The 15,498-nt window shown below is 60.7% G+C and carries 12 protein-coding genes; 5 read left to right on the top strand and 7 right to left on the bottom strand.

The genetic code is table 11. The annotated features are described in order from the left end of the window. Nucleotides 1-4: 4 nt before the first annotated feature. Entirely contained in the window at nt 5-2,677 is a 2,673-nt protein-coding gene (gene aceE / locus ABEA02_RS17625; protein WP_345534414.1) for a pyruvate dehydrogenase (acetyl-transferring), homodimeric type, read from the bottom strand. A 316-nt stretch (nt 2,678-2,993) separates the two neighbouring features. Here aceE and ABEA02_RS17630 point away from each other — a divergent pair, with 316 nt between their 5' ends. The 5 genes from ABEA02_RS17630 (at nt 2,994) to ABEA02_RS17650 (ending at nt 9,776) form a co-directional block, all read left to right on the top strand. Then, complete coding sequence (locus tag ABEA02_RS17630) at nt 2,994-5,141, top strand: PAS domain-containing sensor histidine kinase (RefSeq protein ID WP_345534415.1); 2,148 nt, start codon at nt 2,994-2,996, stop codon at nt 5,139-5,141. Beyond that, a complete protein-coding gene (locus tag ABEA02_RS17635; RefSeq protein WP_345534416.1) occupies nt 5,101-5,766 on the top strand; it encodes a response regulator transcription factor in 666 nt (221 codons plus the stop codon). Before ABEA02_RS17630 ends, ABEA02_RS17635 begins: the two co-directional genes overlap by 41 nt. 102 nt (nt 5,767-5,868) lie before the next feature. Next, a complete protein-coding gene (locus ABEA02_RS17640; RefSeq protein ID WP_345534417.1) occupies nt 5,869-7,587 on the top strand; it encodes a M48 family metalloprotease in 1,719 nt (572 codons plus the stop codon). A 242-nt stretch (nt 7,588-7,829) separates the two neighbouring features. Further along, nucleotides 7,830-8,042 carry a hypothetical protein gene (locus ABEA02_RS17645; protein ID WP_345534418.1) on the top strand — a complete coding sequence of 71 codons (213 nt, stop codon included), beginning with the start codon at nt 7,830-7,832 and terminating at the stop codon, nt 8,040-8,042. Nucleotides 8,043-8,330: 288 nt separating this feature from the next. Continuing rightward, complete coding sequence (locus ABEA02_RS17650; protein WP_345534419.1) at nt 8,331-9,776, top strand: M48 family metalloprotease; 1,446 nt, start codon at nt 8,331-8,333, stop codon at nt 9,774-9,776. 53 nt (nt 9,777-9,829) lie between these two features. On the opposite strand, the gene trpC is transcribed toward ABEA02_RS17650, so the two are convergent. The 6 genes from trpC to ABEA02_RS17680 all read right to left on the bottom strand — a co-directional run bounded on the left by trpC (nt 9,830) and on the right by ABEA02_RS17680 (nt 15,496). Continuing rightward, nucleotides 9,830-10,660: an indole-3-glycerol phosphate synthase TrpC gene (trpC, locus tag ABEA02_RS17655; protein ID WP_345534420.1), complete on the bottom strand. Its 831-nt coding sequence runs from the start codon at nt 10,658-10,660 to the stop codon at nt 9,830-9,832. A gap of 11 nt (nt 10,661-10,671) precedes the next feature. Further along, the gene (gene trpD, locus ABEA02_RS17660; protein ID WP_345534421.1) at nt 10,672-11,691 is read right to left on the bottom strand and encodes an anthranilate phosphoribosyltransferase; all 1,020 of its coding nucleotides are present in this window, start codon (nt 11,689-11,691) and stop codon (nt 10,672-10,674) included. A 143-nt stretch (nt 11,692-11,834) separates the two neighbouring features. Further along, nucleotides 11,835-12,578 carry a hypothetical protein gene (locus ABEA02_RS17665; RefSeq protein WP_345534422.1) on the bottom strand — a complete coding sequence of 248 codons (744 nt, stop codon included), beginning with the start codon at nt 12,576-12,578 and terminating at the stop codon, nt 11,835-11,837. After that, the gene (locus tag ABEA02_RS17670; RefSeq protein ID WP_345534423.1) at nt 12,579-13,142 is read right to left on the bottom strand and encodes an anthranilate synthase component II; all 564 of its coding nucleotides are present in this window, start codon (nt 13,140-13,142) and stop codon (nt 12,579-12,581) included. It lies immediately after the preceding gene. A gap of 10 nt (nt 13,143-13,152) precedes the next feature. Beyond that, a complete protein-coding gene (gene trpE, locus ABEA02_RS17675; protein ID WP_345534424.1) occupies nt 13,153-14,652 on the bottom strand; it encodes an anthranilate synthase component I in 1,500 nt (499 codons plus the stop codon). Nucleotides 14,653-14,806: 154 nt separating this feature from the next. Continuing rightward, nucleotides 14,807-15,496 carry a phosphoglycolate phosphatase gene (locus ABEA02_RS17680; RefSeq protein ID WP_345534425.1) on the bottom strand — a complete coding sequence of 230 codons (690 nt, stop codon included), beginning with the start codon at nt 15,494-15,496 and terminating at the stop codon, nt 14,807-14,809. Nucleotides 15,497-15,498 lie beyond the last annotated feature (2 nt).

Below are 15,498 nucleotides of genomic sequence, written 5' to 3' on the forward strand. Positions count from 1 at the left end.
GCTATCAGACCGACATGGGGTTGGGCTTGTTCGGGTCAAGCGAATACTTGACCAGTGCTGCCGCAACCTTCTCGCGGTCGACCTTGCCTTCTTCGGCCAGTGCCGAGAGCGCCGCCACGGTGACCCAGTAGCGGTTGACTTCGAAGTGGTGACGCAGCTTCTCACGCGTGTCCGAACGGCCATAGCCGTCGCAACCCAGCACCACGTACTTGTTCGGCACGTAGGGGCGGATCTGCTCGGCATACAGGCGGATGTAGTCCGTGGCGACCACGACCGGACCTTGCGTACCCTTGAGCTTGGTTTCGACGTGCGAGACGCGCTTTTCTTCCAATGGGTGCAGCATGTTCCAGCGCGCGACGTCCTGACCGTTGCGGGCCAGCTCGTTGAAGCTCGGTGCGCCCCATATGTCGGACTCGACACCCCAGTCGTTCCTGAGCAGTTCGGCTGCCGCGATGACTTCGCGGAAGATCGTGCCCGAACCCATGAGCTGCACGCGCGGGCCCTTGCTCTTGGCACCATCCTTGAACTTGTAGAGACCCTTGAGAATGTCGGCTTCGGCGCCAGCCGGCATGTCCGGGTGCTCGTAGTTCTCGTTCATGACGGTGATGTAGTAGTACACATCTTCCTGTTCCTGGTACATGCGACGCAGGCCGTCCTGGAAGATCACCGCGACTTCATACGCGAAGGTCGGATCGTACGAGACGCAGTTCGGGATGGTGTGTGCGAGCACGTGCGAGTGACCGTCTTCGTGCTGCAGGCCTTCGCCGTTGAGCGTCGTGCGGCCGGCGGTGCCGCCGATGAGGAAGCCGCGTGCGCGCGAGTCGCCCGCTGCCCAGCACAGGTCCATCGTGCGCTGCAGGCCGAACATCGAGTAGAAGATGTAGAACGGGATCATCGGCACGCCATGCACCGAGTAAGCCGTGGCGGCAGCGATCCAGTCAGCCATGGCACCGGCTTCGTTGATGCCGTCCTGCATGATCTGGCCGTTGGTCGTTTCCTTGTAGAACATGAGCTGGTCATGGTCTTGCGGAACGTATTGCTGACCCTTCTGGTTCCAGATGCCGTACTGGCGGAACATGCCTTCGATACCGAAGGTGCGCGACTCATCCACGACGATCGGCACAACGTACTTGCCGATGTTCTTGTCCTTGAGGATGACGTTGAAGATACGAGCGATGGCTTGCGTCGAGGAGATCTCGCGGCCTTCGCCCGATGCCTTCAACAGCGCGTCGAATGCGGACAGCTCGGGCACCGTCAGCGAATCGCCCTTCGTACGACGTGCCGGCAGGTAACCACCAAGGTCCATGCGGCGCTTGCGCATGTATTCGAGTTCGGGCGAACCTTCCTCGAACTTGATGTAGGGCATGGACTCGATGTTCTCGTCCGACACCGGGATGCTGAAGCGGTCACGCATCGCCTTGAGCGATTCCAGCGACATCTTCTTCTGCTGGTGGCTGGTGTTCTGCGCTTCGCCCGAATCACCCATGCCATAACCCTTGATGGTCTTGGCAAGGATCAGGGTCGGCTGACCCTTGTGTTCGGTTGCAGCCTTGTAGGCCGAGAAGATCTTGAACAGATCGTGGCCGCCGCGGTTGAGGCGCCAGATATCGTCGTCCGTCCAGTCGGCAACCAGTGCCTTCAATTCGGGCGTATTGAAGAAGTGCTCGCGAACGTAGGCGCCATCCTTGGCCTTGAAGGTCTGGTAGTCGCCGTCGATGGCTTCCATCATGCGGCGCTTGAGGATGCCCTTGGTGTCGCGTGCGAGCAGCGCATCCCAGTGCGTGCCCCAGACGAGCTTGATGACGTTCCAGCCAGCACCGCGGAACTCGCCTTCGAGTTCCTGGATGATCTTGCCATTGCCGCGCACCGGACCGTCGAGACGCTGCAGGTTACAGTTGATGATGAAGACGAGGTTGTCGAGGTTCTCGCGACCGGCCACGCCGATGGCGCCGAGCGATTCGACTTCGTCCATTTCGCCGTCGCCCATGAAGGCCCAGACCTTGCGGTTCGCCGTCTTGGTGAGGCCGCGTGCTTCGAGGTACTTCATGAAGCGCGCTTGATAGATGGCTTGCAGCGGCGCCAGACCCATCGACACGGTCGGGAACTGCCAGAAGTCCGGCATCAGCCAGGGGTGCGGGTAGGACGAGAGGCCCTTGCCGCCGACTTCCTGACGGAAATTGTCGAGCTGCTCTTCGGTCAGGCGACCGAGCAGGAAGGCGCGCGCATAGACGCCGGGAATGGAGTGACCCTGGAAGAAAATGAGGTCGCCGCCGTGATCGTTGTGCGGGGCATTCCAGAACCAGTTGAAGCCCACGTCATAGAGCGACGCAGACGAAGCGTACGAAGCAATGTGGCCGCCAACGTTGGTGTGCTTGTTGGCGCGCACCACCATGGCCATGGCGTTCCAGCGCAGGTAGGCCTGGATACGCTCCTCCAGCGCAACATCGCCCGGATACTTGGGCTGTTTGTCAGCGGGGATGGTGTTCAGATAAGCCGTCGTGGCGCTGTAGGGCAGATCAATGCCGTCTTCACGGGCGGCGTCGATGAGGCGCTCGATGAGATAATGGGCACGCTCAGGACCTTCCTGGGCAATCACTGCGTCGAGCGCTTCCAGCCACTCCTGGGTCTCTCGCGAATCCGGATCGGATTGCAGGAGCACGTGAGGCATCTCTGCCATCTTGCTTCTCCTCTTATGGGTGTTAAACGGCCAGCCGGATGGGGGTATCTCGGCCCGCTCAGTTATTGGCGGTGCTGCGGATCACGCTGGCACCACGAGCAATTTCACAATATAAAACACGCATCCATAGGGCGCAACAAGAAATATCAATGGCGCCATCAACTTTTCTTTTTAAAAACAATATGTTGCGCTGCAACAAGCTCCGAATGGCTTAAGCGAGTGCATCATGCCCGGCACAAATTTGCGCCGTCGCGGCGCCCATCCCGCAGAATGACGCCCTGCCCCATGCCCGAGACATACCGCGCGGTCCTGCGCCATGCGCCCTCAGTCCTCCGTCCTCACCGATAAATCGAAGCGGCCTCAGCCTGACACCCTGCTGGACAGGTCGCCGGGGATCGAACATCGCGCGCCCTCGCTGGCGCTGATCATCATCGCGATCGCCGTGCTGATCGGTCTGGTCTGGATCGCCAACCGATCTCTGGCCCGGCCGGGTGACCCGAACGTCGACGCCATGTCCGGTCTGCTGATCCTGGCCCTGCTCGGCGTCGCCAGCTGGGGGCTGTGGATGGCGCGCGACCAGCAATTGCGTATGGAGGCCGTTGCGCGCGAGCTCGACCAGATCTTTGCGCTATCGCTCGACCTGCTCTGCATCTTCGGCAAGGATGGGCGCATCAAGCGTGCCAATCCGGCCTTCCTGAACGTGCTCGGGCAGCGGCCCGATGTGCTGCCGGAGAAGCCGATTGTGTCACTCGTCCATCCGGACGACCTCTCCGGCGTGCGCGATGCCATGACCGCTCTGAGTGAAGGCCGGGCGGCCAGCTTCGAGGTGCGCTGCCGCTGCGGGGACGGCAGTTACAAGTGGCTGTCCTGGAGCGCCAACCCGGGCGACACGGATGGCATGATCTACGCGGTTGCGCACGATGTCTCGCAACGCCGGGCCACCGAAGACGCCTTGCGCGCCGAAACGGTATTCCGCAAGGCCATGGAAGAATCGGTCTCGACGGGCCTGCGCGCCATCGACCTCAAGGGCCGCACCATCTACGTCAATCGTGCCTTCTGCGAGATCACCGGCCGCCGCGCTGAGGAGCTGGTTGGCTCCGAGCCGCCCTTTGTATATTGGCCGCCAGACGCCCATCGCGAAAACTGGCACAACCTGGCCCTGTGCCTTTCCGGCAAGGCGCCACGCGAAGGCTTCGACAGCCGCATCCAGCGCCCGGACGGCAGCGTGCTGGACGTACGCCTGCTGGAGTCTCCACTGGTCAACGCCGATGGCGTGCAAACCGGCTGGATGACCGCCATGACCGACATCACTGAGTCCCGTCGCATCCGCGGCGAGCTGGAAGGCGCTTACGAGCGTTTCACGGCCGTGCTGGATGGCCTCGACGCCGCGGTTTACGTCGTCGACGTCAGCAACGACGAAGTGCTCTACGCCAACCGGGCCTTCCTTCGCCGCGACGACGACAGCGCCCTGCTTGGCCACGACGGCCTCGCCATCCCGCGCCCCGAGCTTGGCGACTACAGCATTGATCCGCGCCACCTCCAAACCAGTGACCTCCCTCGCGAACTCTTCGACGGCGAGCTGCAGCATCCCGTCACCGGTCACTGGTTCCACGTCCGCGAGCGCGCCACCCTCTGGGTCGACGGCCGCGTCGTGCGCCTCGCCGTCGCGACCGACATCAGCCAGATCAAACAGATCGAAGAGCTCAACCGCGAGCAGGAAGCGCGTCTGGCCAGCACTTCGCGCCTCATCACGATGGGCGAGATGGCCTCCACCCTCGCCCACGAGCTCAACCAGCCGCTGTCCGCCATCGCCAACTACGCCCGCGGCTGCGTCAATCGCATGAAGAGCGGCGAGTACCGCCACGAAGACATCCTCGGCGCGATGGAAAAAGCCAATGCCCAAGCGGCTCGCGCCGGCCACATCATCCGTCGCGTACGTGACTTCGTCCGCAAGAGCGAGCCACGCCGCGCCGCCGTCGCCCTGACCGACATCGCGGAGGACGCCCTGGGCATTGCCGAGATCGAAGCCCAGCGCCTGGGCGTACGCATCGAATCCTGGATCGACGACGACCTGCCGCCAGTGTTTGCTGACCGCATCATGATCGAGCAGGTTCTGCTCAACCTCGTCAAGAACGCCGCCGAAGCCGAGATCAACCAGCCACCCGAACGCCGCGTCGTCACGGTGCAGGCCGATCAGCACGATGGCATGGTCGAAGTGCGTGTCACCGACCTCGGCCACGGCGTTGCCGAAGCCGACCGCGAACGATTGTTTGCCGCCTTTTACACCACCAAGGCCGAAGGCATGGGCATGGGACTCAGCATTTGCCGCTCCATCATCGAATTCCACAACGGCAGACTCTGGGTTGACCCAAACCCCGCCGGCGGGAGTATCTTCAAGTTCACCTTGCCTCTGGAGACCCATCTTGAGCCTGAATCCCAACCACAATCCCTCGCAGACAGCTGAAGCCGCCCGCTCGCAACTCGTCCATATCATCGACGACGACGACGCCCTGCGCGACTCCCTGGTCTGGCTGCTCGAGTCCACGGGACTCAAGGTCGCCTCCTATCCCTCGGCCGAAGCCTTCCTAGAAATCTGGACGCCTCAGCTCTCCGGCTGCCTCGTCCTCGACATCCGCATGCCCGGCATGAGCGGACTTGAGCTGCACGAAAAGCTCAACGCCATGCACTCCACCCTGCCCGTCATCTTCATTACGGGCCACGGCGACGTGCCCATGGCCGTCACCGCCCTCAAGAAAGGCGCCTTCGACTTCATCGAAAAGCCCTTCCATGATCAGGACATGCTCAACCTCATCGAGCAATGCCTTGAGCGCGACCGCCTGGAGAACGCCAACCGCCGCGCTGGCGCCGAAGCCCAACGCCGCATCGAACAGCTCACCCCGCGTGAACACGAAGTGCTCGACCTCATCGTCGCCGGCCGCCTCAACAAGCAGATTGCCGACGAACTGGGTATTTCGATCAAGACTGTCGAAGTCCACCGCGCGCGCGTCATGGAAAAGATGCAGGCCGACTCCCTCGCCGAACTCGTCCAGAGCGTTCTGCACGCCCGCGGCGAAACCGCAGGCGCCTGAACGCAGAAAGCTGCCCCAGCAGGCAGCTTGCTCCGAAATTGCCCGCATGCCACCATCGCGGGCAATTCTGGCGCATGGAGCGCCTTTCGTTCGGGAGAAGACGTGTTGCGAGGCCAACTGCTGTCAGCGCTCATTCCAACAATGTGTCGCACAGCCCTGATCTGGGCGGTCGCAGGCTTGGCAATCCCAAGGTTGGCGCTCGCAGCGGAAGCCCCGAGCGCGCAGGAGTTGAGACAGGCAGAGCTCGACGCCCGTGCATTCGCACTGACCAACTACCTGAACGACCTGAAACGCCTGGAGCGCGTAACTTACCGGCTCCTCAGAACTGCAGCCCCCTATTGCCGCGACGCCCAAGTGGAATCCATCGGCATTCCTCCCGTTGTCGCAAGCGATTTACCCGCAGACCTGCGGCCCGCATTCATAGAAAGTGGGCCACTTTCCACGCTTCCACGCTTCCATCATGTGCTCGGCGGTAGCCCACTCGCCAATATTGGCGTGGCGGAGGGGGATCTATTGCAGGAGATCACCATCCAGGATAGGGATGTCAAGAGATCCAGCCGGTTTGGCTGGTTCCTCGATCGTAGCGTACAAGCCATGACCCTTCAGGTCAGCAACCCGATCCAAATTACCTTTGTGCACGGCCGAGAAGCACACAAGCGCTCGGTGGAACCGGATGTCATCTGCAAGCTGACGCCCGCCCTGGTTTCGTCCAACACACTGAGTGCGTCAGTCGAGCGTAACGAACTCAGGGTTTCGCTCCGGGTACTCCGAGAGTTGCAACTGGACGACGAACTCGCTCTCGTTGTGGCACAAAGAATCGGACACTGGCTCTCTCCAAGCCAGATGACTGGGGCGGCACGAGAACGCAACGCTGACTATCTGTCGGCATTCCTACTGCATGGGGCAGGATTCAATTTGATACGTGCTCAGAACGCATGGCACAAACTGAATCTGGCTGAAACCCTGATTGGCTCGCAAAAACCTGCTTTCAATGATTCGGCACTCCATAGCGCTACGCTAAAACGCGCCCAAGACGAAATCAAACAGATGCAACTGGCAGCCAAGAGGGTCGTGCCCGCACATGCTCACTTGAGAATGCCGGCTGACTCACGCCTCATCCCGAAAAACGCAGGCAGCGCGCCAGACAGCACCATGGAGAACTCAGCCACACCAGCCGGGGGAGACGCTCGACTCTATGACCTAGCCAGCATTCCTTTTGTGGATGCTCAAGGAATAGCGGGCTACCAACGATTCCTCGACACGCCTCTGCGCCCGCGAGCCTTCGTCATTGGCCGTCATTCGAGCAATGGGAAATGGGGCTGGTCGCTCCGGTTTGGACCTAATGCCGCCGTCGATGCAATCGTGGACTGCGAAAAACGCCTGGGTGGGCCGTTCTGCCAGCTCTATGCCCTGGACGAAGAGGTCGTATGGGTACCAGCGCAATCCCAGCGCATGCCGGAACCAAGCATCAGGACATCACCTGTAGAGCCCGCAAGAGAAAAACCGATCTCTAGTCAATACGCCAACATCCAGAATATTGAGGCGGTGCCAATCGTTGAGAGCGAGCTGGGAGCCTATCGCGCATTCCTCGCAAAACCTGCGCCCCGAACGTTCGTAGTGCTGGATGGCGGTACGTCGAAGTACTGGGTTGGCACATCGGCAATGGAAAACGCCTTGAGATACTGTGAGGCAAGTCCAATCGGCTGCTGGCTTTACGCCGTTGATGACGTTGTGGTCTGGAGCAAAGAAGCATCGCAACGGATTTCACGAAGGGATCAATTGCCCATGAGAGCTAGCGAACAAGACTTTCTACAAAAGTAGCGCCACCAATACGATTTTTGCATGGCATATTTATTTGGCGTAACGTAAGACAGGCTCTGGGTTTCCGCACCCAGCATGCAATGAAACCTAAACGGGAGAAACAATGAACAAGAGCATGACCAGCGAAGTCACAGCAGAAACGCAAGAACAAGAAGTTGCCAGTCATAACTGGAACCTCATGTTGAGCGTAAGGAGTGCCCGGCAAGCCCGCTTGAACGCAAAGGGATCCCGCATCATGACTGATGGTGGTGACGGTGGCGGCGGTGGTGATGGAGGCGGCGACGGCGGTGGAGATGGTGGAGATGGTGGCGACGGCGGCGGCGGCGGCGATGGCGGCGGCGACGGCGGCGGCGACTCCTGAGCAAGTGGCGCAGTCTATGCGCCATACGGCACGTTTCCAGCTGGAATGGGCGGGCCGCGGTTGCGCCGGCCACGCCCTGACGCGCATACTCTGAGCCCTTTGAAGAAGCTGCGAGCGACTCTGCTCGCCCGGTTCCGTGCTCAGATCAGAAATTTTTCGTGCTCACCGGCTGCCGTTTTTTGCGGTTGCTCTGGCGGTTGCGGCCTCCCTGCTTGCTGCGGAGGCTTTCGCACTTGAGGGGGTTTCCGCCAGCGAGCTGGAGCAAGCTCGCAGCAGCTTGCGCAGTTTCACAGCAGAAAGTCATCTCGCCGACCTGCGGCGCGCGGATACCTTGGGCTATCGGCTGCTGCTGGCAGCCAGCCCGTATTGCAGCAGTAACCGTATGTATAGCCTGGGCGCCATTCCGCGACGCTTGCGAGACATGCCGGCGTCGCTGCAACCCGCCCTCAGCGAATACTTTGCGCCTCAGGCTGATCAACTCCGTTTTTTGACCATTCCGCCAGGCAGCCCACTCTGGGGTAGTGGGGACATCACGCCACAGGATCGACTGCTGGGCATCTCCGAGAAACTGAGCAACACGCCAATCGAGCCAGGTTGGGGCCTGAAACGCTCCGCAGCAACCGAGGTCGTCAACGATGAACTCAACCTGAGTATTCTGCGAGACGGAGCGGAAATGCAGATTGCGGCACGCCCACAAATGATGTGCAACATGCCCATCACCCTGCTGCCGCAACCAGGTTTGATCGCTCGCGCGGAAGCGGACCGCTTGGTGCTCAGCACAGGCCTGCTACGTTACGCCCGGAACGACGATGAAGTGGCCCTGCTTCTCGCCACCAGTCTGGCCTATAAGCTCCTGCCCGCTCACCTGCAACGCGATGCTGCATCAGCACGCCTTGAAGCGGACTACCTTGCCGGCTATGTACTCGTAAGAGCTGGCTATGATCTGCCACGTGCTACGCGTATCTGGCTCCATCTGGCCACGGCATCCGATGCATCAGAACTGCGTGATCTGATGCCAGAGCACAAAATCAGCGTACAGCGCCTCGCCAATCTGCAGCGCACGGCGAAAGAGATCCAGCGCAAACAAACTGCTCGCAAGCCCGTCTTTCCGGATATTGCCTGGGTCACAGCAGGTGAGCTGAAAGCTGCCTCCGCACAAGCGACACCTGCGCCCTCAAGCGAGCGCAACGCCCCCAGCACCGAAGAGGCGTTGCTTACCGATGTCACACGTATTCCCTTTATCAGCAACAGCGGTGTCGTCGGCTATCAGCGCTTCCTGAACACGCCGGTTCGACCACGTGCCTTTGCCATTGCGCCAACCGGGGCGTGGTCTTACAAAACGGGTGCTTCCGCAGCGAATGACGCGTTGACGCACTGCTCGCTGCTTGCCAAAGGGGAAATCTGCTATCTGTACGCGGTCGATGAACGCGTCGTCTGGAACGTTGCGACGGCAGCCGAAGCGCCTCAGGCAGCCGCGGCACAAGGCAAACTGCAGAATCTCCGCGCGCCGAAAGCGAGCGGTTATGCCACCATCAGCGATCTCGCAGCCGTGCCACTCTCCCCGGGGAACATTTCTGCTTACCAGGCCTTCCTCGAAAAGCCTGCGCCCCGTGCAATCGTGATCACCCAGGAAGGTCGTGCGCGCTACTGGATCGGCCCGGGCTCACTGGAATACGCGCTGACCTGGTGTGAGCGCCAGAGTGAGCAGTGCTGGCTATATGCCGTGGACGACACCGTCGTGTGGGACACCAACCCTGCCCGCCGCATCAAGGCACGCAGCCAGCTTGCGCCGGCCGGCGGCGAGTCCATGTTCCTCGACACCCAGTAAAGCTTCCCCCGGCAATACTGGGCGACTGGCCGCAACGTAGGACGACACAACTTTCAGGCAAACAACGCTGCCAGCTGCGTGCCCGGTTCGTCGGCACGCATGAACGCCTCGCCCACAAGGAAGGCGTGCACGTCGGCACTGCGCATGCGCTGAACATCTGCCGCACCGAGGATGCCGCTCTCGGTCACGACAATGCGGTCGGAGGGGATGCGCGACAACTGGGACAAGGTCACGTCGAGCGAGACCTCGAAGGTGCGCAGATTGCGGTTGTTGATGCCCAGCAACGGCGTCGTCATCTGCAGTGCGATGTCGAGCTCTTCGGCGCCATGCACTTCCACCAGCACGGCCATGCCGAGGTCGTGCGCCAGTTGCTCCAGCTCCAGCAAGTGGGATAGCGCAGCACGCGTCGTCGCACTGTTCACCGTGCCATCGGGCGGCAGGAAGGCTGCCACGATCAGCAGGATGCAGTCCGCCCCCATCGCGCGGGCTTCGAACACCTGATAGGTGTCGATGATGAAATCCTTGCGCAGCACGGGAAGCGAACAGGCTTCGCGTGCCTGCTGCAGGTACTCGGGCGAGCCCTGGAAATAATCGCGATCCGTCAGCACGGACAGGCAGGCTGCGCCTCCGCGCTCGTACGACTGCGCAATCTCGGCGGGCACAAAGTGTTCGCGCAGCACACCTTTAGACGGGCTGGCTTTCTTCACTTCGGCGATCACTGCCGCATTGCCTGCTGCGATCCTGTTGCGGATGGCGCCAACGAAGTCGCGCGTGGGCACACCGTCACGCGCCTCTTCGACGATGTCCTCGCGAGAGAGTTGCGCCTCGGCGGCTTCGATTTCCACGCGCTTGGTGGCGAGGATTTTCTGGAGAATGTCCGACATGCGTGTTCCGCTCAGGCTGCCGCGCTGCGCGCGAGAAATTCATCGAGTTTGCGTCGCGCAGCACCATCAGCAATCGCTGCGAGGGCACGCTCCACACCATTGGCGAGGCTGTCTGCAACGCCACCCACATAGAGGGTTGCGCCAGCGTTGAAAGCCACGATGTCGCGCGCAGCCAGGTTCTTGCCTTCGATAGCGGCTATCAGCATGTCGCGCGAGGCTTCGACACTGTTTACCTTGAGGGCGGAAATGCCATGCATCGGCAGGCCCACGTCTTCGGGGCTGATGCGGTACTCGCGCACTTCGCCGCCACGCAATTCACCCACCAGCGTCGGTGCCGAAATCGACAGCTCGTCGAGCCCGTCCATGCCGTGCACGATCATCACGTTGCGGCTACCCAGACGCTGCAGAACGCGCACCTGGATGCCAACCAGATCGGGATGGAATACGCCCATCAACTGATTCGCCGCACCGGCCGGATTGGTCAGGGGGCCGAGGATGTTGAACATGGTGCGCACGCCCAGCTCGCGACGCACGGGTGCTGCGTGCTTCATCGAACTGTGGTGATTCGGCGCGAACATGAAGCCGATGCCAACCTCATCAACACTGGCGCCTACCTGCTCCGGCGTCAGCGTGATCTTCGCGCCCAGCGCTTCGAGCACATCTGCTGAACCCGACAGCGAAGAGGAAGCACGACCGCCATGCTTGGCGACCTTGGCGCCTGCTGCGGCGGCGACGAACATCGACGCTGTCGAGATGTTGAAAGTATGCGAACCATCACCACCCGTGCCACAGGTGTCGACCACGTTCAGCGGATCCTTCACCGGCACCTTGGTCGACAGCTCGCGCATCACGCTGGCCGCTGCGGCGATCTCGCCGATGGTTTCCTTCTTCACACGCAGGCCGGTGAGGATGGCGGCGATCATGACAGGCGACACCTCACCCGACATGATCTGTCGCATCAGCGAGACCATTTCATCATGGAAGATTTCGCGATGTTCAATTACGCGTTGCAATGCGGCCTGAGGGCCCATGTCCAGCACTCCGTATTGTGTAGCCCCGAATGCTGCGAAGTGGAATCCGGGACAGTTGTAACTAAGGTTCACACTGCTTGCTGCAAAAACTCCGGGGCATCAAACCGACCACCGCCACTGTGCCCTTGCAACACGCGGGCCCCTCAAAAATAAGTCTTGCTGTTCTTTGGCCCACCATACTGACTTGAAATCACAGAGGTCATCAAGCCGTTGGTGAACTGCAAGTCAAAGCGTTGATTCTTGTTATCGATAGCAAAGTTGTCTTGTAATTTATAAAAGAGTCTTGGTGAATTTTGCTCAAACCAATAATCGACAAATGCGCTCCAATTATTTGGAAAAACATACTTGACCGTGACTTTTCCATTCCGGGCCAGAGCAAGAGCTATCTGCTTATTCCAGTCATTTGATACGTCCTGAGGCAAGCCCTTCAACTCGATAGTCTTGGCGAATGCACTAAGCGGGATAATGGGGAATCCACCCTGGGTGTATGCCACACAAACACCGGAGTCGCCGCGCACAAGAAAAACACTGGAGGATCCGGGTCTGCTAAAAGCCTTCAATACATTCGTCGACTCGGGGAACTTCTTGAGGTCATCCATGAAAGTCAACGACTGTGACGCTTTTTCCCCAAGACGAAAGCACCGCCCCATCTCTTGAAAGTAGTTTTCGCGGCTTAAAAGAGCGGTCGCCCAATCATCTTGAATGACGATCGCATCAGAAGCGACTGCGTCAGGGGGCGCTTTCTTGAGTGGGGATTGCGCGCATCCGGATAGCAACACAAATAGACAGAAACCTGTTGTAGCCGCGCTACTCGCCACCCAGGTCGCTCTACCGATCGGCGATTGTTTTTCAGCGTCACGTATCCCGGCTCCAGATCGAAAAAACATTCATATCTCCAAAAAATTCTTCAGCATATGATGCCCGCCCTCGGTGAGGATGGATTCCGGGTGGAACTGCACGCCCTCGATCTGCAGCGTCTTGTGGCGCACGCCCATGATTTCTCCGTCGTCAGTCCAGGCAGTCACCTCCAGGCAGTCCGGGCAGGTTTCACGTTCGATGGCCAGTGAGTGATAACGGGTCGCCGTGAAGGGCTGTGGCAGGCCATGGAAGACGCCCACGTTGCTGTGCTGGATCTGTGAGGTCTTGCCGTGCATGAGTTTCTTGGCATGCACGATCTTGCCGCCAAAAGCGGCACCGATGCTCTGGTGGCCAAGGCACACGCCGAGGATGGGCAGCTTGCCGGCGAAATGCTTGATCGTCGGCACAGAGATGCCCGCCTCGTTCGGCGAACAGGGTCCGGGCGAGATCACGATCTTGGCGGGGTTGAGCGCTTCGATCTGTTGCAGGGTGATCTGGTCGTTGCGATACACGCGCACATCGGCACCAAGTTCGCCGAAGTACTGCACGAGGTTGTAGGTAAAGCTGTCGTAGTTGTCGATCATCAGCAGCATGGCGAACTCCTTATTCGAATGAGGTATCAAGACCGGACTCTGCAAGCTCGGCCGCACGGATCACCGCGCGCGCCTTGCTGAGGGTCTCTTGCCATTCGGAATCAGGGTTGGAGTCAGCGACGATGCCGGCGCCGGCCTGCACGTGTAGCTGACCATTCTTGATGACGGCGGTACGGATCGCGATGGCCACATCCACATCGCCGTCGAAGCCGACGTAGCCCACGGCGCCTGCGTAGATGCCACGCTTGACGGGTTCGAGCTCGTCGATGATTTCCATCGCGCGCACCTTCGGCGCGCCAGACACAGTACCGGCCGGGAAAGTAGCGCGCAGCACGGCGAGCGCAGCGTTACGACGATCCGTGTCCTTGGGCAGCACGCCTTCAACGTTGGACACGATGTGCATCACGTGCGAATAGCGTTCGATGGTGAAGCGTTCGGTGACCTTGACGGTACCGGTGGCGGCAACACGACCGACGTCGTTGCGTCCGAGGTCAAGCAGCTGCAGGTGTTCGGCAAGCTCCTTCTGGTCGGACAGCAGATCCTTCTCCAGCGCGAGGTCTTCCTCGTGTGTGGCACCGCGTTTGCGCGTGCCGGCGATGGGGCGCACGGTGACGATCTGTTCGCCGCCATCTTCTTCAAGCTTGACGAGGATTTCGGGCGAAGCGCCGACGACCTGGAATTCCTCGAAGTTGAAATAGAACATGTAGGGCGACGGGTTGAGCGCGCGCAAACTGCGGTAGAGCGCCAGCGGGCTCGCTGCGAAAGGCTTGCTCATGCGCTGCGACAGCACGACCTGCATGATGTCGCCTTCGACGATGTACTCCTTGGCGCGCAGCACTGCAGCCTTGAATGCTTCTTCGCCGAAACTGGACACAGCGGGTGCCGGCACAGCGCGTACGTCAGCGGGAATCGCGACGGGCTGACGCAGCTTGGCGATCAGCTCTTTCAGGCGCTTCTGCGCGTGCTGATACGCATTGGGTACTTCGGGCTCGGCATACACCACGAGGGTCAGCTTGCCCGAGAGGTTGTCGACAATCGCAATCTCTTCGGACAGCAGCAGCAGGATGTCGGGCACTTCAAGCGGGTCGGCCGGCGTGTGCTTTGCCAGCTTGGGCTCGATATAGCGGATGGTGTCGTAGCCGAAACAGCCGACGAGGCCGCCGCAGTACTTCGGCGCGTTGAAGCGCGGAGGCACCTTGATGCGCTGCATGTATTCGGCGACATAGGCCAGCGGATCGCCGAAATCGCGTCGCTCAACGATGCGGTCGTTGGACAGCAGCAGCACGTTGCGGCCGCGCACTTCGATGCGCGTGTTGGCCTTGAGGCCGATGATGGAATAGCGCCCGAAACGCTCACCGCCCTGCACGGATTCGAGCAGGTAGGTGTTGGCTTCGTTGGCGAGCTTGAGATAGATCGACAGCGGTGTGTCGAGGTCGGCAAAGGTCTCGAGCGTCAGGGGAATACGGTTGTAGCCCTGCGCGGCGAGTGCCAGGAATTCGGCTTCGGTCATGATGACTCCAGAGTGCGGGGAATGCTTCGAACATGTGCAGGGCAAAGCCCTGCGGGGGCTCAGGCCTGAGCCCGCCACGAACTCCCGTTGCGCAGCCAGATTGCGGCAGCACAGCGCGGGCAGTTCTCCTTGTCGAAGTTGCAGCTCTGGAAGTTCATGGTGAGAGGGCTGGTTGGCTCAAGCCAAGCATGGGAAGCAGCTCGGCGAGGTTCGATAGTAACCCGTCGCAATCGAGGGTGTCCACCGCCACTCCCTCGCTGTAACCACCGGTCAGCAACAGCACGGGAATGCCCGCCCGGCGCGCCGCTTCGGCATCGTTGGCGGAGTCACCCACCATCAAAGCTTCATGTGGTGCCACGCCCAAAGCGGCACAGGCGTGCAGCAGGGGCTCTGGCCGGGGCTTCTTCTGCGGCAAGGTGTCGCCGCTGACGACACACTGGAAGAATTGATCCAGGCGTAACTGGCGCAGCAGTGGCTCGGTGAATTCGGCCGCCTTGTTGGTGACCACGGCACAGGGCATGCCGGTCGCCTGCAGCGCAGACAGCGTCTCGCGCACACCGGCATAGACCACTGCGCGCTGACCATTGGTGACGGCGTAATGACGGCGGAACACGGCCAGAGCCGCCTCGCAATACGCAGCGTTGCGCGGCGAACGGCCGTCATTGAGCAGGCGCTCGACGAGAACACCCAGCCCTTTACCCAGGAAACGTCCGACCTCCTCTTCGCTGCGCAGGGGCTCGCCGAGTTCGCGGAGCATGCGGTTCGCGGCTTCAGCCAGATCGGGCACTGCGTCGATAAGGGTGCCGTCGAGGTCGAAGAGTATGGCGCGGCAAGAGGTCAGCATCG

Origin of the sequence: Viridibacterium curvum, assembly GCF_039544165.1 — a bacterium.
Lineage (GTDB): Bacteria > Pseudomonadota > Gammaproteobacteria > Burkholderiales > Rhodocyclaceae > Viridibacterium > Viridibacterium curvum.

Bases quoted from the DNA above. Each gene is read 5' to 3' on its own strand.
- aceE (WP_345534414.1), bottom strand. From the start codon at position 2,677: ATGGCAGAGATGCCTCACGTGCTCCTGCAATCCGATCCGGATTCGCGA.
- ABEA02_RS17630 (WP_345534415.1), top strand. From the start codon at position 2,994: ATGCGCCCTCAGTCCTCCGTCCTCACCGATAAATCGAAGCGGCCTCAG.
- ABEA02_RS17645 (WP_345534418.1), top strand. From the start codon at position 7,830: ATGGTGGTGACGGTGGCGGCGGTGGTGATGGAGGCGGCGACGGCGGTG.
- ABEA02_RS17650 (WP_345534419.1), top strand. From the start codon at position 8,331: ATGTATAGCCTGGGCGCCATTCCGCGACGCTTGCGAGACATGCCGGCG.
- trpC (WP_345534420.1), bottom strand. From the start codon at position 10,660: ATGTCGGACATTCTCCAGAAAATCCTCGCCACCAAGCGCGTGGAAATC.
- trpD (WP_345534421.1), bottom strand. From the start codon at position 11,691: ATGGGCCCTCAGGCCGCATTGCAACGCGTAATTGAACATCGCGAAATC.
- ABEA02_RS17665 (WP_345534422.1), bottom strand. From the start codon at position 12,578: ATGTTTTTTCGATCTGGAGCCGGGATACGTGACGCTGAAAAACAATCG.
- ABEA02_RS17670 (WP_345534423.1), bottom strand. From the start codon at position 13,142: ATGCTGCTGATGATCGACAACTACGACAGCTTTACCTACAACCTCGTG.
- trpE (WP_345534424.1), bottom strand. From the start codon at position 14,652: ATGACCGAAGCCGAATTCCTGGCACTCGCCGCGCAGGGCTACAACCGT.
- ABEA02_RS17680 (WP_345534425.1), bottom strand. From the start codon at position 15,496: ATGCTGACCTCTTGCCGCGCCATACTCTTCGACCTCGACGGCACCCTT.